The organism is Cryptosporangium sp. NPDC051539 (assembly GCF_044454545.1).
Lineage (GTDB): Bacteria > Actinomycetota > Actinomycetes > Mycobacteriales > Cryptosporangiaceae > Cryptosporangium.
The window spans coordinates 353643-370785 of the sequence record NZ_JBITDV010000012.1 but is presented as its reverse complement, the minus strand read 5'-3'; the positions used below and the strand labels follow the sequence as shown (position 1 = coordinate 370785).

At 72.0% G+C, this 17143-nt stretch carries 17 protein-coding genes; 9 read left to right on the top strand and 8 right to left on the bottom strand.

The window, feature by feature from the left end:
• Positions 1 to 143 precede the first annotated feature (143 nt).
• The 3 genes from ACIBZJ_RS33805 to ACIBZJ_RS33795 form a co-directional block, all read right to left on the bottom strand.
• Positions 144 to 3011: a tetratricopeptide repeat protein gene (locus ACIBZJ_RS33805; protein ID WP_395936966.1), complete on the bottom strand. Its 2868-nt coding sequence runs from the start codon at positions 3009 to 3011 to the stop codon at positions 144 to 146.
• Positions 3012 to 3175: 164 nt separating this feature from the next.
• Positions 3176 to 4042, bottom strand: a complete 867-nt coding sequence (locus tag ACIBZJ_RS33800; protein ID WP_395936964.1) for a hypothetical protein — start codon at positions 4040 to 4042, stop codon at positions 3176 to 3178.
• Entirely contained in the window at positions 4039 to 4881 is an 843-nt protein-coding gene (locus ACIBZJ_RS33795; RefSeq protein WP_395936962.1) for a hypothetical protein, read from the bottom strand. Before ACIBZJ_RS33795 ends, ACIBZJ_RS33800 begins: the two co-directional genes overlap by 4 nt.
• Positions 4882 to 5034: 153 nt before the next feature.
• Between ACIBZJ_RS33795 and ACIBZJ_RS33790 the strand changes: the two genes are divergently transcribed.
• Entirely contained in the window at positions 5035 to 6009 is a 975-nt protein-coding gene (locus ACIBZJ_RS33790; RefSeq protein WP_395936960.1) for a hypothetical protein, read from the top strand.
• Positions 6010 to 6117: 108 nt separating this feature from the next.
• On the opposite strand, the gene ACIBZJ_RS33785 is transcribed toward ACIBZJ_RS33790, so the two are convergent.
• From ACIBZJ_RS33785 to ACIBZJ_RS33775, 3 genes are read right to left on the bottom strand one after another with little or no spacing between them, the layout of a single operon-like run.
• Positions 6118 to 6882, bottom strand: a complete 765-nt coding sequence (locus tag ACIBZJ_RS33785; protein ID WP_395936958.1) for an SAM-dependent methyltransferase — start codon at positions 6880 to 6882, stop codon at positions 6118 to 6120.
• A complete protein-coding gene (locus tag ACIBZJ_RS33780) occupies positions 6875 to 7360 on the bottom strand; it encodes an NUDIX domain-containing protein (protein WP_395936956.1) in 486 nt (161 codons plus the stop codon). Before ACIBZJ_RS33780 ends, ACIBZJ_RS33785 begins: the two co-directional genes overlap by 8 nt.
• Positions 7357 to 7542, bottom strand: coding sequence for a DNA-binding protein (locus ACIBZJ_RS33775; RefSeq protein ID WP_395936954.1), 186 nt, complete (start codon positions 7540 to 7542; stop codon positions 7357 to 7359). Before ACIBZJ_RS33775 ends, ACIBZJ_RS33780 begins: the two co-directional genes overlap by 4 nt.
• A gap of 76 nt (positions 7543 to 7618) precedes the next feature.
• Between ACIBZJ_RS33775 and ACIBZJ_RS33770 the strand changes: the two genes are divergently transcribed.
• Positions 7619 to 8101 (top strand): hypothetical protein, encoded by a 483-nt coding sequence (locus tag ACIBZJ_RS33770; RefSeq protein WP_395936952.1) that lies wholly within the window; start codon positions 7619 to 7621, stop codon positions 8099 to 8101.
• Positions 8102 to 8111: 10 nt separating this feature from the next.
• Positions 8112 to 8816, top strand: coding sequence for an NADPH-dependent F420 reductase (locus ACIBZJ_RS33765; RefSeq protein ID WP_395936950.1), 705 nt, complete (start codon positions 8112 to 8114; stop codon positions 8814 to 8816).
• On the opposite strand, the gene ACIBZJ_RS33760 is transcribed toward ACIBZJ_RS33765, so the two are convergent.
• Positions 8813 to 9292 carry a pyridoxamine 5'-phosphate oxidase family protein gene (locus ACIBZJ_RS33760; protein WP_395936948.1) on the bottom strand — a complete coding sequence of 160 codons (480 nt, stop codon included), beginning with the start codon at positions 9290 to 9292 and terminating at the stop codon, positions 8813 to 8815. The genes ACIBZJ_RS33765 and ACIBZJ_RS33760 overlap by 4 nt on opposite strands.
• 65 nt (positions 9293 to 9357) lie before the next feature.
• On the opposite strand from ACIBZJ_RS33760, the gene ACIBZJ_RS33755 reads away from it, so the two are divergent.
• Positions 9358 to 10227 carry an NmrA family NAD(P)-binding protein gene (locus tag ACIBZJ_RS33755; RefSeq protein WP_395936946.1) on the top strand — a complete coding sequence of 290 codons (870 nt, stop codon included), beginning with the start codon at positions 9358 to 9360 and terminating at the stop codon, positions 10225 to 10227.
• A 33-nt stretch (positions 10228 to 10260) separates the two neighbouring features.
• Positions 10261 to 11481: an acyl-CoA dehydrogenase family protein gene (locus ACIBZJ_RS33750; protein ID WP_395936944.1), complete on the top strand. Its 1221-nt coding sequence runs from the start codon at positions 10261 to 10263 to the stop codon at positions 11479 to 11481.
• On the opposite strand, the gene ACIBZJ_RS33745 is transcribed toward ACIBZJ_RS33750, so the two are convergent.
• Complete coding sequence (locus tag ACIBZJ_RS33745) at positions 11472 to 12050, bottom strand: 1,2-dihydroxy-3-keto-5-methylthiopentene dioxygenase (protein ID WP_395936942.1); 579 nt, start codon at positions 12048 to 12050, stop codon at positions 11472 to 11474. The genes ACIBZJ_RS33750 and ACIBZJ_RS33745 overlap by 10 nt on opposite strands.
• Before the next feature lie 86 nt (positions 12051 to 12136).
• On the opposite strand from ACIBZJ_RS33745, the gene ACIBZJ_RS33740 reads away from it, so the two are divergent.
• Genes ACIBZJ_RS33740 through mtnK form a run of 4 tightly spaced genes read left to right on the top strand, consistent with a single transcriptional unit; the run spans position 12137 to position 17131 of the window.
• Entirely contained in the window at positions 12137 to 13255 is a 1119-nt protein-coding gene (locus tag ACIBZJ_RS33740) for a substrate-binding domain-containing protein (RefSeq protein ID WP_395936940.1), read from the top strand.
• A 19-nt stretch (positions 13256 to 13274) separates the two neighbouring features.
• A complete protein-coding gene (locus ACIBZJ_RS33735; RefSeq protein ID WP_395936938.1) occupies positions 13275 to 14882 on the top strand; it encodes a sugar ABC transporter ATP-binding protein in 1608 nt (535 codons plus the stop codon).
• Positions 14872 to 15915, top strand: coding sequence for an ABC transporter permease (locus ACIBZJ_RS33730; RefSeq protein ID WP_395936936.1), 1044 nt, complete (start codon positions 14872 to 14874; stop codon positions 15913 to 15915). Before ACIBZJ_RS33735 ends, ACIBZJ_RS33730 begins: the two co-directional genes overlap by 11 nt.
• 7 nt (positions 15916 to 15922) lie before the next feature.
• Positions 15923 to 17131: an S-methyl-5-thioribose kinase gene (mtnK, locus tag ACIBZJ_RS33725; protein ID WP_395936935.1), complete on the top strand. Its 1209-nt coding sequence runs from the start codon at positions 15923 to 15925 to the stop codon at positions 17129 to 17131.
• Positions 17132 to 17143 lie beyond the last annotated feature (12 nt).

Genomic DNA, 17143 nt, shown 5'->3' with positions numbered 1-17143 from the left:
CGCCCTTGTTCCACCCGGGTTACCCTAACCGTACCACGCACAAACCCGCCGGCGCGGCCGCCCCCCCCTAAAAAAAGCCAATGGGGTTTGTTACCCCCCCGGGGGGGCCCGGGCGGGGGGCGGGGGGGGGGCCCCCGTTTTCGTCAAGATCCGTCGAGCTCCTTGCGGACGCTCTCCGCGGCGGCGGAGCCGAGTTCGGTGTACAGGTCCAGGGCCTGGCGCAGGTGGGCGCCGGTGTCGTCGGTGGTGTGGGCCAGCCCGACGTGCGCCCGGGCCTGTTCGGCTCGTTCTCCGATCGTGGTGGCCAGCGCGAGAGCCTCGGTGAACATCAGGGCCGCGGTACCGGGGCGGCCGCGGCCGAGCTCGGCCTCCCCCAGGCCGTTGAGCGCGCAGGTCTGCCCGTACCGTTCGCCGAGCGTCGCGAACCCGGCCACCGCGTCGCGCAGGTACTCCGCCGCCTCGGCCGGGCGATCGAGGCTCAGGTGCACCTCACCCAGGTTCGTCAGCGCGGTCGCCTCTCCCCCGTGGTGCCCGAGCTCGCGGAACCGCTCCAGCGCCTCGCCGAGCATGACGATCGCCTGCTCGTTGCGCCCGATCCGCATCAGGATGTCGCCGAGGTTCGTCTGGGTGTTCGCCTCGCCGACCCGGTCGTCCAGCTCGCGGAACAGGTCCAGCGCCGCACCGTGGTAGCGCTCGGCGTCGGCGTAGCGGCCGATCTGCTGGCTGATCACGCCGAGGTTGCCGACCGTCCGGGCCTCGCCGGTGCGGTCGCCCAGCTCGCGGAACACGGCCAGTGCCCGCGCGAGGTGGTCCAGGCCCTCCGGGTAGCGGCCGATCTGCCAGTACACGACGCCCAGGTGCGAGAGCGCCGCCGCGACACCGGCCCGGTCGCCGGTCCGCCCGGCGGCGTCCAGGGCGAGCGTGTGGATCGTCAGCGCGTCCGCGGAGTGCCCGCCGTTGTCCAGGTAGACGTAGAGCGTCGACGCGAGCGCGCCGGTCACCTCGGCCGGGCCGTGCGTGGCCGTGTACTCGCACACGGCCAGGAACGTCGGCCGGTGCCGGTCGAGCCAGGCCCGGGCGTCGTCCGGTCCGCCGAACTCCGGCAGCGGAGTGGAGATCGGCGGCGGGGGCGGTCTCCGGTGCCGCTCGGCCGGATAGAGGACGTCCATCGCGGCGCCGGTCGCAGCCAGGTAGTAGGCGTAGAGGCGGGCCCGGGCGTCGGTCCGGGCGCCGGCGCCGTCCTGGGCGTCCGACTGGGCCAGCGCGTAGGCCCGCAGCAGGTCGTGGACGCCGAATCGGCCTCCGGCCGCGGGGCGGATCAGGTGGGCGCGGCTGAGCACGGTGAGCGCCTGCCGGGCGTCGGCCAGGCTCCCGTTCGAGAGCGCGGCCGCGGCGTGGGCGCCGAACTCCGGGCCGGGGTGCAGGCCCAGCAGCCGGAACGCCCTGGCGGCGGACTCCGGCAGGCGCTGGTAGGACCAGCTGAACACCGCCCGGACGTCGGCCCGCGGGTCGCCGCCGGCGTCGAGCAGGTCCATCCGGGCGCGATGGTCCTCGAGCTCGGCCACGAGTTCGGCCAGCGTGCTGTCCGGCCGCCCACCGGCGAGCTCGGCCGCGACGCGCAGCGCCAGCGGCAGGCGTCCGCACTGTTCGGCGAGCGCACGGGCGGCGTCCGGTTCGACGTCCACCCGGGCGCCGATCAGCGAGCGGAGGAGCGCGATCGCCTCGTCCGGGTCGAGCAGGTCGAGGATCAACCGGTGGGCGCCGTGTACGGCGACCAGACCCGCGAGCGTGTCGCGGCTGGTCACGAGCGTGGCGCAGGTCGGTGAGCCCGGTAACAACGGCCGCACCTGCTCCACCGACGACGCGTTGTCGAGGACGACCAGCAGACGCCGCCCGGACAGCTCGGTCCGGTAGCGGGCCGCGCGCTCGTCGACGTCCAGCGGGAGATCGCGGGCGGAAACGCCGAGCGCGGTGAGGAACCCCGCCAGGGCGGCGGACGGACTCACCGGGGCCTCGGTGCCGTAGCCGCGGAGGTCCAGATAGAGCTGTCCGTCCGGGAAGCGGTCGCGGACCGAGTGGGCCCACCGGACCGCGAGCGCGGTCTTCCCCACGCCCGCGGTGCCCGAAACCGCCGACACGACGACGGCCGTGACGCCGTCGTCGGTGGCGACCAGCCGCGCCGAGAGCTCGGCCAGCGCGGACGCACGGCCGGTGAAGGCGGGCACGTCCGCGGGCAGCTGCGCCGGCACGGGCCGGTTCAGTGGTGCGCCGGGCGGTGCCGGATCGGGGGTGCCCTTCAGGACGGCTCCGTGGGCGGCCCGGAGCTCGGGGCCGGGCTCGCAGCCCAGCTCGTCGATCAGGCGGGCCCGCGCCCGCGCGTACGTGTCGAGGGCTTCGGCCGTGCGTCCGGCCAGGTGCAGCGCGCGGACCAGTTCCACGAGCAGCGGCTCGGCCAGCGGATCCGCGGTCACCAGCTCCTGAAGCCGGTCGACGACCGCCGCCGCGTGTCCCAGCGTGCTCTCGGCGCGGGCCCAGAGCGCGACCGCACTCCGCCGCTGCTGCTCGAGCCCCTCGCGCACGGCCGCCGCCCAGGCCCCGGGAACGTCCGCCAGCGGCGTCGCCTGCCAGAGATCGAGCGCCTCCCCCAGCAGCGCCGCTCGCGTCTCGTCCGGACAGTCTTCGGCCCGGGCGTCGGCCACCAGTGACCGGAACCGGTGCAGGTCGATCCGGTCGCGGTCGAGGAGCAGCGCGTAGCCGCCGGAACGGCGCTCGACCACCGCGGAGCCGGGCAGGACGCGCCGGATCCGGGCGATGTGGGCGTAGAGCACCTCGCGGGCCTTGGCCGGCGGGTCGTCACCCCAGACGCGGTCGATCAGTGCCTCCACCGGCACCGGCCGACCGACGTCGACCAGCAACGCGGTAAGGACGGTCCGACGCTTCACCGGCCCGAGGTCCATCGGACGACCACCGACGGTCATCTCCAACGGTCCGAGCAGCCGGAACTGCGGCATCTATCTCCTCCTGCACCAGGTTGGTCCGAACTCCGCCCATCTATGACACAAGTTTTGCGCAAGCTTTGCGCTGGACCGGTCGGAGATGGTGTTCGGGCCCGGGGTTCCGCGCCGGCACGGGGCAGCGTGGGACTACTCGGACCAGTCAGTGGCGTCCTGCTCCACTACCCCTCCGGAGCAGGGCGCTCCTGATTGCTCAGTTTCTCCACCAGGAGAAGGGTGCTCTCGTCCAGGGCCGCCCGGCGGCGGTTGACCGCCGTCCGCAGATAGCGCAGCTCGGTGACGGCCTCGTCCCGGCGTCCAGCGGCCAGCAGCGCCTGGACGTGCACGACCTGCGCCTGCACGGCCGGCGCCGAGAACCGCCCGTACCGGGCCCGTCGCAGCCGCACCAGGCCCTCGGCCAGCTCCACCGCCCCGGGATCGCCGGCCGCGATCAGCGCCAGCGCCAGCACGCCCCGGGCCGCCCAGGTGAACGGGCTGTTCTCACCGTAGTAGCGGGCACGGTGCGTGACCTCCTCGTCGAGGATCCGGCGCGCGTCGTCGAGATCGGTACCCTGCCGACGCTGGAGCAGCGCGAACGCGTGGTTCGCCCGCGCGATACGGGTGCGGTAGTCGTCCCGGCCGAGGGCCTGGAGCCGGCGGTTCCACTCGGCCTCGTACCGGCGCGGCCCGGCCTCCACGTCGGCGGCGTCCCCGCCGCGGCGCTCGTACTGGGCCGCGAACGCCCGGACGCTCATCAGCGTGGTGTCGTTCCAGGACAGTGCGTGCTGAGCCCGCCCGAGCAGCCCGCTCCACGCGGTCCGGGACTCCTCCGGCGGCCGGTGGCGGCTGAGCGCCTCCTCCAGCGCGCACTCGACGAACAGCGACACCTCGTGCTCGGGCCCGAGCAGTGCGACGGCTTCCTGGTACAGCGTCCGGACCGGGGCGGTGTCTCCCACCTCATCGGTGTGGTGCAGGACGACCTGGAGCCGGGCGCGCAGGGTAGCGACCACATCTCCCTCCGGGGACTCGTCGGTGGCGGCGAGCGTCACTGCCCGCCCCGCAACAACAGGAGGACGTCCCGCAGTTGCGGTACCAGGGAATCGACCAGGTTCTCCCGGTCGTCCGCGGAGAGCTGGGGCGTCAGGTACTCGACCATCGCCAGCCCCTCGGACAGTTCGACGATCAGGGCTTCCAGCGGCGCGGCGCGGACGAAGCCGAGCTTCATCAGCTCGTCGTGCACCGCGTTCAGCGTCCCGAGCGGAGACAGGCCACGCGGGCTGTGCGCGAGCTCGACGACCCGGGTGAGCAGCGCGACGACCGCCTCGACCGGCGGCTCGTCCGGGAGGATCAGCCGGAGATCCTCCACCGCGCACACCGGCGGCGCCGAACGGCGCGCGGCGGCCAGCGGACGGTTGGCCGCGGCCCACTCGGCGAGCACCCGGATCAGCGTCTCGGCCGCGAACTGCCTGCCGTCGCGGCCCAGCGCGCCCAGCGTCGCGGCCCAGGCCTCCCGGCAGGGCCAGAAACTCACCATCTTGGCTTCGAAGATCAGCGCGTCGACCGGGCCGGGGTGCCTGCGGGCGACGTACGGGCTGCCCGCGTAGTGCGCGGCCAGCGAGCGAGCGCGCTGCCCGAACAGCGAGTACAGCGTCGACGTGGCCTTGGCTCCGGCGAGCGCGGCCAGATCGGCGCGGTCGATCCGGGCCTCGCTCCAGGCGGCGACGCTGCCCGATTCGTCACCGGAAGGTTCGAGACGATCGAGATGGGTGGAGAGCGCCCGGTAGTACCGCGCACGGGTCTGGCCGGTGACGCTCTGCCGCTCGGAGAGCACCGACGAATACCAGCGTGCGCTGATCGTGCGAGAAAGTTCCTCAGAAAGGTGCGCCATCCCCCACCCCGCGACGACGAGCCCATGATTTAGGCGCTCATCCTAGGCCGCTTCCTGCGGATTCGCGCTGTGCTGCGCCCGGCCCGGGCCGACGGTTACCGTTGTCGCATCAGACCGTCCCCTCTAGACAGAGGCCGGCGGCGGGAGGGCGACGTGGACGAGCGGGAAGAGCTGCGTCAGGAGTTGCGCCGGCTCTGCCGTGGCCGCGGCGTCCTGGCCCCCGATCTCGTCCGGCGCGTGGGCCCGCGGGTGGCGGCGCTGGTCGCCGACGCCGGCGACCGGGCCGCGATCGTCGATTGGCTGCGCGAGCACGTGCGCAGGCTCCCCGGTGACCTCCGGATGGCCGCGGGCGTCGGGCTGGGGCTGCATCCTCCGGCCGACGCCCGGTTCCTCGGTGAACGTCTCGACTGGCTGGCCGCTGATCTCGGACGCGAGCAGCGCACGGTCCGGCGGCGGTTGGACGAGGCGCTGGCTCTGCTCGCGGAGGCGGTGACCGGCACCCCGCCGGCCCAGCCCGAGACCACGGACCCGGGCGGCACCGGCTGGTACAACCGCGCGGTGCGGTCGCTGGTGGTGCTCGACCGGGGTGACCCGGAGGTGTTCGAGGAGCGGCGGATCGCCGCCACCGGCGCGCCGATCGACGTCATCGAGATGTCGATCAGCGTGCCCCGGCAGCCGAACCACGAGCCGCCTGACCTGTTCGTCGACGTGATGTACGGCGGGTTGCTACTGCGCAGCGAGCGGCCCAGCACGAGCCACTACCGGTCGGAGATCGCGCTGCCGCGCACGGTCGGCCCGGACGACGAACACCGGCTGGGCTTCCGCTACCGGCTCGCGCCCGGCCAGCGGATGGCGCCGCACTACGCGCTGACGCCGCACAGCCGGTGCGATCGGTTCGCGCTGCGCGTCCGCTTCGGGCAACCGGCGCCGACCACGTACCTCGTGCACGGCGTCCCGCCGCGGACGCTGGACGACGCGCCGGGTGGATTGCCGGTGGTCGAGCCGGATCGGGTGGGCGAGGCCACTGCGCACTTCGAGATGCTGACGCCCGGCCTCGGATACGGCCTGCGCTGGCTGTCTGACCAGCATTTGTCCGGCCGGCCGGTGACTGACCCAGTTCTGGGATAGAGGCCGGGGACCAGCACATATCAGGCTCGGGAGCGTCCACATCGAACGCTGCCGGGGAGGCGTCATGCCCGAGCGATACGGTCCGCCCGACGGCGAGGGCGAAGGCCCTTAGTCCACCGGGATCAGCGTCAGGTAGGCCAGGTTGAGGATTCCCCGGTACCCCCGGAGCCAGCTCGCCCGGTGGCTGTCGGCCTGGTGGCGCAGTTCCGCGGCCCGTGGGTGGTGCGGGTTGGTGGCCAGCCACTCCTCGACGTCGGCCTGGTAGCCGGACTCGAACTGCTCCCACTCGTTCTGATCGGCGGTCTCGATCCAGAGCGGACGGAACCCGGCCTCCACCGCGAGGTCGGTCAGCCGCGCGAGGTCGCAGTGGTCGTCCGCGGCCGCGTCCGGCCACATCCGGCTCAGCTCGAGAACGGTCGGCGGACGCTCCCAGAAGCCCTCGGCGTAGAGCACGCGGCCGCCGGGTGCAACCAGCCGGCGCAGCTCACGGAGCGCGGCGAGCAGGTGATCGGGCCGCGGCACCTCGGTCAGCGCGTGCCCGGCACCGACGCACAGGACGACGTCGGCCGGGCCGCGCCGGGATCCGATGCCGGACTCCTCGACGAACTGGACCCGATCGGCGAGCCCCCGCCAGGCGGCGGTGCTGCGGCCGCGGGCCAGGTCTTCGGAATTGAGATCGATGCCGACGCCGTGTGCGCCGGGGACGGCGTCGACGAGCCGGAGGAGGAGCTCTCCCCAGCCGCAGCCGATGTCGAGCACGGTCGACGGCCGGTTCGCGGTGAGCCGCACCACCAGACGATTGGCCCGCGCCGCCGACAGCGGGCCGTGGAACTCCAGGCTGTGCAGCCGGGGCGGTAGTGACGCGTCAGGCACGCCTCACCGTACTGAATCCGAACGTCGACACGATCGGAATATCGCCGGCCCGCCAGCGCTGAAGAACCCACTGCTCGTGAGGCACGACCGGGGACGGCAGCGCGTCCAGCGCCACCCACCGCAACTCGGACGCGCGGTCGGGCTCACGGCGTTCCGGGACCCCGCTCCAGTGCCGGCACTCGAAGAAGAAGTCGACCCGCTGATCGATCCGCCGTGAGCCGACCGTCCGGTGCATCACGGTGATCGGAACGAGGTCGTCGACGCCGACGCCGAGTTCCTCGCGGGCCTCCCGGCGGGCCGCGTCCAGCACCGACTCGCCGCCCTCGACGTGCCCGGCCGCACCGATCGCCCAGTGCCCGTCGAGGTACCCGGTCTGGTGCCGCCGCTGCATCAGGACCTGGCCGTCGTCGCGGCGCAGCACGACGTACGCGGCGGGCACCACCGCGAATCGCGGCGACCCGGGATAGCTCAGCCTCACCCGAACGACTGACCCTGCTCGGCGAGCGCCGCCGCCAGCAGGCCGAGCGCCTTCGGGCCCATGCCGTGCAACTTGGCCAGCTCGGCGCGCGGAACCCCGGCGAGCTGCGACAACTCGGTGTACCCGGCGTTGTTCAGCGCCCGCGTCGCCGGAGCACCGATGGCCTTGGGGAAGCCCGTCACGAGCTCACCTTAGGCGCTGGGCGAACTCGGCGCGTCCGGGGGTAATTAGTACTTAACGACCCGATAATGCATGTTCATGGCTAGTTTCACGAGAGTGGCCGCGCTCGTCGTCGGCGTCGGGATGGCCGCGCTGCCGACCGGGTGCGAATCGGCGCCCGCGACCTCCCGCGCGCCCGAGGCCGGCCTCGCCGCCCAGGCCATCGCCCCGGATCAGGGCGGTCGGAAGCCGACGCTGATCGGCAACACGTGGCAGCCGGTCGACTTCACCGGCTGCTCGGTTCCGTGGGGCCTCGCGGTGATGGTCGAGAACACCGGGATCAGCCGGCGCGAATTCACCTTCAACTCCGGAGGTTCGATCACGGTCCGCCAGGTCCGGTCACCGCGGAACCCGGACGACATCGGCGTGTACTCGCTGGCCTACTCGCAGGAAGGGTCGACGCTGCGGATCCGGGCCGGGCTCGGCACCGACACCTGGACGATCAGGGAGCTCACGAACGCCCGGCTGCTCGTCGAGGACGACAGCAGCGGCGCCCAGTGCTGGCTCCGCCGGGTGGGCTGAACACCAGGGAATGTGGAGCCGGGAAGCAGGGTTGCGGCCAGACATGACGACTGTGGGATTCATCGGCAGCGGACACATCGGCGGCACGGTCGCCCGGCTCGCGGTGGCGGCCGGGTACGACGTCGTGCTCAGCAACTCGCGCGGGCCGGAGACGTTGAAGGATCTGGTCGACGAACTCGGCCAGAAGGCGCGGGCGGCCACTCCGGCCGAGGCCGCCGAGGCCGGCGACCTGGTGGTCGTGTCGGTGCCGCTCAAGGCCTACCAGGCGGCTCCGGCCGAGCCGCTGGCCGGCAAGACCGTGATCGACACGAACAACTACTACTCGCAGCGCGACGGGCAGTTCACCGCACTGGACGACGCCTCGAGCACCAGCAGCGAGCTGCTCCAGCAGCACCTGCCGACCTCGCACGTGGTGAAGCTGTTCAACAACATCTTCTGGGGCGCGCTGCACACGCTCGCGCGCCCGTCCGGTGCGCCCGACCGCTCCGCGCTGGCGATCGCCGGTGACGACGCTTCGGCGAAGGCCCAGGTCACCGAGTTTCTCGACGGGATCGGCTACGACGCCGTCGACGCCGGTCCGCTCGCCGAGGGCTGGCGCTACCAGCCCGGCACCCCGGCCTACGGCCTGATCTACGCCGAGGGCAACTCGCTCGAGGCCGCGATCCCGGCCGACGCCGAGAAGGTGCGCACCGCGCTGGCCGCGGCCACCCGCTAGGACCGCTGCGCGGGCACCGGCTGACGCGGCTGGTCGGGGTAGTGCTGCTCGTCGAAGAGCACCCAGCGCGCCACCGTGATCTCGTACAGGCGGTGCGGGGTCAGGCCGGCGGCCAGGGCCGCGGGTTCGATCGCGTCCGCGGCCTCCGGCCACCGGCCCGCGTAGCCGGCGATCTGTTCGTCGATGCCGGTCGTCGGCAGCTCGCGCGCGGACCCGAGGAACGTCACGCCGCGGACGTCCTGTTCGATGCCTTCGAGCTCGATCGCGAGGATCGCACCGGCGACCCGCGGGTCCGTCCGGAGGTTCACGCAGTGCTCGCGGTTGGGGCGCGACAGGAACCAGATCAGGTCGGGCCCGAACGCGCTCGCGAACCAGAGATTGCACACCACCGGCGCGCCCGTGGCGTCCAGGGTCGCGAGCTGGATCACTTTGCCGGACCGGACGTAGTCCTCCAGGAGAGTGCGCGCGTCCTGCACCAGGACTCCTCAGCGTCGTAGGCGAACTACTCATTGTGGTGGATTGATCGATCTAGGGTGGCCGAATGAGCAACGTGATCGCCGTTACCGGAGTTACCGGACAGGTAGGCAGCCGAGTTGCCACCCGCCTCTCTGCTGCCGGTGCACCTCAGCGGTTGCTCGGCCGCGCCGGCTCGCAGTTGCCCGAGCTGGCCGGCGCGACCCCCGCGTCGATCGGCCGCGGCTACGCCGACGGTCCGGCCGTGCGCAACGCGCTCGACGGCGTCTCGACCCTGTTCCTCGTCAGCGGACGCGAGGCCGCGAACCGGTTGGCCGAACACCAGAGCGTGGTGGACGCCGCGACCGGGGCCGGGGTGCGGCGGATCGTGTACCTCTCGTTCCTGAGCGCGGCGCCGGACTGCACGTTCACGTTCGGGCGCGACCACTGGCACACCGAGCAGCACATCCGGAGCACCGGGCTCGCGTTCACGTTCCTGCGCGACTCGTTCTACGCGTCGATGCTGCCCGCTCTGGTGGGGCCGGACGGGGTTCTGCGGGGCCCGGGCGGCGACGGACGGGTGAGCGCGGTGGACCCGGACGACGTGGCGGACGTGGTGGCGGCGGTGCTGCTCGCTCCGGAGGCGCACGACGGGCGGTCGTACGGGGTCACCGGGCCGTCGGCTCTCACGCTGGCCGAGGCCGCGGCCGAACTCGACCACCGGGTCGAGCGGCCGGTGCGGTACCAGCCGGAGACGCTCGAGGAGGCGTACGCGTCCCGGGCCGGGTACGGAGCCCCCGAGTTCGAGGTGGCCGGCTGGGTGACGTCGTACCAGGCGATCGCCGAGGGCGAGCTGAACGCGGTCACCGACACCGTGCCGAACCTCACCGGGCACCCCGCCCGCACGTTCGCGCAGTACCTGGACGCGAACCCGGACAGCTACGCCCACCTGCGTTAACGCGGCTCACCAGCGCTGAGTGATACTTCGGCCATGACCGAGCACCTCCCCGACACCTCCACCGACGCCCCCGATCGAGCCGTTCACGACCGGTGGGTCGCGGTCGCCGACCAGGTCGCCGAACAGCTGCGCACCGACGTCGTGGCCCGTGACCGGGCCGGTGCGGCGCCGCACGCGGAGGTCGAGCTGCTGCGCGACGCCGGACTGCTGCCGTTGCTGGTTCCGGCGCGCACCGGCGGCCACGGCGGGAGCTGGCTGACCGCGCTGGAGGTCGTCACGCGGGTCGCCCGGGTCGATACCTCGATCGGCCACGTGCTCGGCTACCACTACCTGCACAGCTGGCGGACCCGGCTGGGCCGCCGCCCCGAGGCGATCGAACGGCTCGCGGCCGGGACGGCAGGCAACAACTGGCTCTGGGGCGGCGCCGGGAACCCCCGGGACGCCGGGCTGGAGCTGACCCGCACCGAGGGCGGCTACCTGGTGCGGGGAAAGAAGTTCTTCGCGACCGGCGCCGAGGTGTCCGACCGGGTGATCGCGACCGGCACCGACGTCGGGACCGGGGACAAGTGGGGGTTCGCGCTGCCGACCCGCACCGAGGGCGTGGTGCACGGCCAGGACTGGGACTCGCTCGGCCAGCGGATGTCGGCGTCCGGCTCGATCGCGTTCGAGGACGCGTTCCTGTCCGAGGACGACATCCTGGGCCCGGGCGAGCAGACCGACCCGGGCGCTCCGGCGTATCCGACCCTGTCGGCGCTGGGATTCCAGGTGCTGCTCGGGGTGCTGGCGGTGGCCACCGCCGAAGGCGCGCTGCGCTTCGGCGCCGAGTACACCAGGACGAAGTCGCGGGCCTGGACGACGTCCGGGGTCGCGGAGGCGGCCGACGACCCGCTGGTGCGGGTGAAGTACGGGGAGCTGGAGTCGCAGGTGCGGGCCGCCCGGGCCCTGACCGATCGCGCGGGCGCGGCCTGGGTGGCGGCGGCGTCCCGCGGCTGGGAACTCACGCACGCCGAGCGGGGAGAGGTCTCGGTCGAGCTCTCCGCGGTGAAGGTCGTGACCACGCAGGCCGCGCTGGCGGCCACGTCCGGGGTGTTCGAGCTCACCGGCGCCCGGGCCACGAAGACCGGCACCGGCCTGGACCGCTTCTGGCGCGACGTCCGCACGCTGACGCTCCACGACCCGGTCGCTCACAAGGCCATCGAGGTAGGCGACCACCTGCTGGGCGGCGCCTACCCCGAGCCTTCCGGCTACAGCTGACGCCCGGCGGCGAGCTCGTCGTAGGTGGGGAACGAGCGGCTGATGGCCGAGCCGGTGAAGTTGCCGACCCAGCCGTCGTCGTCGTGGAAGAAGCGCACGGACTTGTACTCCGGGTTCGTGCCCATGTCGAACCAGTGCGTCGTGCCGCCCGGCACCGACAGCAGGTCGCCGTCCTCGCAGAACACCGCGTGCACCTTGCCGCCGACGTGCAGGTAGAACACGCCCGACCCGGACGCGAAGAACCGGTCCTCGTCGTCGTCGTGGGTGTGCTCGTCGAGGAATTTCGCCCGGGCGGTGCGCACCTGCTCCGGCCACGCCGGGTCGTCGTTCGGCCGCATCTGCACGACGTCGACCATCACGTAGCCCTCTTGCTTGCTGACGGCATCAATGCGGTCCTGGTATGCGGCCAGAACTTCCTCGTTAGTCGACTCATCCGGAAGATCCTGGAGTGGCCACTGTTCGTACCGAACGCCGTGTTCCTTGAGCACCGCCGCGATCTCCTCCGGCTCCTCGGTCCGCAGCTCCGGCTCGCCCGGGGCGTCGTCCGCCCAAACGGTCAGTAATGTCATGACAAACTCCGCTCGCTGGGCCCAGATGCTGAGATTCCTATCTCAGCGGTAGGAGTAATTCCTAGTTAACGTACATACTCGTCGACGTGCCAATCACGAACCAGATCCGACGCTCCCGCCGGGCCATGCTGTTCGCGACCAGCGCTGTTGCCGCGCTGCTCGCCGTCGCTTCCTGCTCGCAGAGCGACTCCACGGAGAGTGACGCATCGTCCTCACCGTCTACCGGACCGACCGCGAGTGCTCCCCGCCCGAGCCCGTTCAACGGTTCCCCCGTCACGGTAGCTCTCGTTCGGCAGAGCGGTGCCGGTGACTACTTCGAGGCCTGGGGTCAGGGCGCGCAGAAGCAGGCCGCGGCCGCCAACATCAAGCTGACCGTCACCGACGCCCGCAACGACAACGCCAAGCAGGCCGCTGACCTGCAGCAGGCGATCGACGCGAAGCCGGCCGCGATCATCATCGACCACGGCCAGACCGACACGATCGCTCCGCTGGTGAAGAAGGCCGTCGCCGCCGGTATCCCGACGATCGTCTACGACACCGCGCTGCCCGCGGACGTCACCGGCTACATCGCGAGCAGCCAGTCCGACGAGAGCCTGGCCGAGCAGGTCCTCGGCCAGATGATCAAGGACATCGGCGACGGGCAGAAGGTCGGCCTGGTCTCGGCCACCGGCTTCGCCCCGCTCGACCGGCGCGGCGCGGTCTGGAAGAAGGTCGTCGCCGACCACAAGCTCCAGCAGGTGTTCTTCACCGGCAAGGTCACCGAGTCGACCGCGACCGACAACATCCCGCTGGTGGACGCCGCGCTCAAGCAGCACCCGGACGTCAAGGCGATCTTCGCCCCGTACGACGAGATCACCAAGGGTGTCGTCCAGGCCGTCAAGCAGAACAACCTGCAGGACAGGGTCAAGGTCTACGGCATCGACACGTCGAACGCCGACCTCGAGGTGATGACCGCCGGCGGCAGCCCGTGGGTGGCCACCGCGGCGACCGACCCGGGTCAGATCGGCGCCGCTGTCGTCCGCACGATCGCGCTCAAGCTCGCCGGTCAGTTCAGCGAGTCGTCGGTGTCGTTCCCGGGCGTGCTGCTCACCCAGAAGGACCTCCAGACGAAGAAGATCACTTCGGTGGGTGCGCTGGTCAGCGCCGAGCCCAAGCTGAAGCTCGACTCCGTTTCGGTGGCAGACTGGCTTCCGAACGCCGCCTAACCAGGGGATTCATCCGCACATGACTCCGCCTTTACTGGCCGAACCGCGCACCGAGGCCGTTGTCTCGGTGCGCGGCGTCGGTAAATCCTTCGGGCCGAACGTCGTCCTGCGCGGCGTCGATCTGGAGATCTCCGGCGGCGAGGTCGTCGCTCTGCTCGGCGCCAACGGCGCCGGGAAGTCGACGCTGATCAAGATCCTGGCCGGTGCCCACCCCGACTACACCGGTGAGGTGCTGGTCGGAGGTGAGCCGGCCCGGCTCTCCTCGCCCACCGAGGCCCGCGGCCTCGGGATCGCGACCGTTCACCAGCGGGTTCGCGAAGGTGTCGTGCCCGGCCTCACGGTCGCCGAGAACCTCGCCTTCGACGAGCTCGCCGGGGGCGGGGCGTCCTGGCTGCTGCGCCGCCGGGAGGTGAGGTCCGTCGCCCGGCGCGCCGTCGAGGTCCTCGACCTCGGCTGGTCGGACGCCGTGCTGCGCCGCGATGTCGCCACGCTGGGGATTTCGGACGCTCAGCTGCTGGTCGTCGCCCGGACGCTGTTGCAGCGGCCGCGGCTGCTGATCCTGGACGAGCCGACGTCGGCGCTGTCGTCGGCGGAGGCCGAGCGGTTGTTCCGGGTCGTGCGCCAACTGCGGGCCGACGGGCTGGCCGTCGTGCTCGTGTCCCACCGACTCGGTGAGGTCGACGCGATCGCCGACCGAGCCGTGGTGCTGCGCGACGGCCGCGTGACAGCGGACGTCCAGAAGCCGCTGAGCTGGGAGGTCATCCTCCCGGCGATGCTCGGAGCCAGCGCCGAGGGCCTGCGCGCCACCGTTCTGCGCCACGAGACTCCCCCGGCCGACGCCGACGCCGACACCGACCCCGGACCGGCGGGCGGTGGGGCGCGTCCGGCGGTGGTTCGCTTGCGTGGCGTCAAGCTGTTCGCGGAAAGCCCGACGCTGGAGTTGGCCCTCAACGGCGGCGAGGTCACCGGCATCGTGGGGTTGATCGGGGCCGGGAAGTCGGAGCTGGCGCACGGATTGTTCGGGTCGACGGGCTGGACGGCCGGGACGGCCGAGTTCGACGGGCTGGCGCGGGCACCGCGGTCGACCGGCGAGGCGATCCGGAACGGGATCTACCTCGTGCCGGAAGACCGCGCCGACCAGGCGCTGCTGCCCGGCTGGTCGATCCAGCGGACGCTGAGCCTGCCGTTCATCACGAAGGTCTCCAGCCGGCTGGGCGTGCTCAACGGCGGTGGCGAGCGGGAACGAGCGGCGACCGTCATCGAGAAGCTCGGCATCGTGGCCCGCGGCCCGAAGACCGAGCTGAACGAGCTCTCCGGGGGCAACCAGCAGAAGGTCGTGGTCGGGCGCTGGCTGGTCGAGCAGGCCCGGCTGTTGCTGCTGGACGAGCCGTTCCGGGGCGTCGACCTCGGTGCCCGGCGCGACATCGGCGACCAGGTCCGCGCGGTGGCGTCGGCCGGAGGTGCCGTGGTCGTGCTCTCCGCCGACGTCGACGAGGTCTTCGAGATCGCCGACCGGATCCTTGTCCTGGTCGAGGGCGCGCTGACCCTCGACTCCCCCATTGCACAGGTCAGCCGCGACGACGTCGTGCGGGCCTTCTCCGGAGAGGTCTCCGCACGTGGCAACTGAAAGCCTGCCCGCTTCGTCGTTCGCGGCGCGGGCCCTACCGGTTCGTGAGGCCGTCGTCCGCTGGGGCTTCGTCGCGGTGACCGTGATCCTGATCGGCTACTTCCTGATCAGCCAGCCGAACTTCCGGACGTCGTCCAACCTCTGGGGGCTGCTGGTCTACGCGGCCCCGGTCGGTATCGCCGGGCTCGGCGTCACGATCGCGATGACGGTCGGCGGCCTCGACCTGTCGGTCGGCAGCACGGCCGGGCTCGCGGTGTCGCTGGCGGCCTGGACGATGGTCATCGGCAACCAGGTCGGGGGCGTCGCGATCGTCGTCGTGCTGCTGGCCGGCGGAGTGGTCGGCCTGATCAACGCGGCGCTGATCGTCTGGGCCCGGATACCCGACCTGTTGGCCACGCTGACCACGATGTTCGCGATCCAGGGCCTGAAGCTGGTGCTGGTCGACGGCAAGTCGATCTCGTCGCGGATGACGCTGGACGACGGTTCGACCGCGCCCGGCAAGTTCACCGAGGGGTTCCTCTACCTGGCCCAGGGCAAGATCGGGCCGGTGCCGTTCCCGGCGATCCTGCTGATCGTGATCTCGGCGCTGGTCTGGTTCCTGCTCGAGAAGACGCGCTGGGGCCGGCTGCTGTACGCGGTCGGCGCGAACCCGGAGGCGTCGCGGCTGGCCGGCGTCCGGGTCGGGCTGTACCGCAGCGCCGCGTACGTGGCCGCGGGCGTGCTGGCGTCGGTGGCCGGTCTGCTGCTGGGTGCGCGTATCGGCCAGGGAGACGTCTCCGCGGGCAACTCGCTGCTGCTCGACGCCGTGGCCGTGGCGCTGGTCGGCACCTCGGTGCTGGGACGCAACGTGCCGAACGCCTGGGGCACGGTGCTCGGCGCGATCCTGGTGACCGTGATGGTTGTCGGATTCAGCATGATGGGCCTGCCGTATTACGTGCAGGATGTCGCCAAGGGCGCGGTGCTGCTCGTCGCGCTGCTGTTCAGCTACACGCTGTCCACCCGCCGGGCCACGCTGCCCGGCCAGCCGACGTGAGGTGAGCATGTCCGACCTGCTGGACGTCGAATCGGTCCCGGCCTACGTCGCGTCGGTGCCTTCGCTGTCCTCCCTCCTCGGGGACGTCACCGCGGTGCGGGAGGTCGGGGACGGAAACCTCAACCTGGTGTTCGTCGTGCGGGGTTCGTCCGGGTCGCTGGTGCTGAAGCAGTCGCTGCCGTACGTGCGGACGGACCCGAACTGGCCGATGACGCGGGAGCGGTCCTCGCGCGAGGCGTACGTGCTGGCGTCGCACCAGGCGGTGGCCCCGTCGCACGTTCCTTCGCTGCTGTTCTACGACGAGACGCGGTACGTGCTGGCGCTGGAGGACCTGTCCGACCACCGGGTCTGGCGGACGGTGCTGAACACGCGGGTCTCGGCATCGGAAGACGACGCGGTGGCGGCGGCGGCGCTGGGCTCGTACGTCGGCGCGGTCGGGTTCGGGACGTCGGTGCTGGGGGTCGGTTCGGCGGCGCACAAGCGGGCGGTCGCGCGGGCGATCAACCCGGAGCTGTGCGAGATCACCGAGGACCTCGTGCTGACCGAGCCGTTCGTGTCGCACGACCACAACGTCGTTCATGTTCTCAACGAGCCCGACGTCGAGGCGCTGGCTTCTGATCAGGACGTCCTGCACGCGGTCGGGCTGGCGAAGCTGGCGTTCATGACGCGGGCCGAGTCGTTGCTGCACGGCGACCTGCACACCGGGTCGGTGTTCGTGCGGTTCGGCGCAGCGCCCTCGATCAGGGTGTTCGACTCGGAGTTCGGGTTCTACGGGCCGCTCGGCTTCGACCTGGGGATGCTCTGGGGGAACTACGTGCTGGCGGCCTCGCGAGCGGTGGCGATGGGCCAGTCCGTGCGGGCGCGGCAACTGCTGGGCCTCGGGCGGGTGACCTGGAACGCGTTCGAAGCGGCGTACCGGCAGCGGTGGGGCTCGCGCTTCGACCCGCGGGTGTTCGGTGATTCGTTCCTGTCGTCGTACCTGTCCCAGGTGTGGGCGGACGCGGTCACGTACGCGGGGGCCGAGGTCGCTCGGCGGGTGATCGGGTTCGCGAAAGTGGCCGACGTCGAGTCGCTGCCCGAGGAGCAGCGGGTCGTCGCGGCGCGGGTCGCGCTGCGGGCGTCGCGGGACCTCCTGGTGCACACGCTGCACGGGGGAACCGGGCCGAAGCCGACCGCGCTGACCGACATCGCCGCCGCCCCGCTGGGGCTGTCGTAAGCCGTCGGCGGG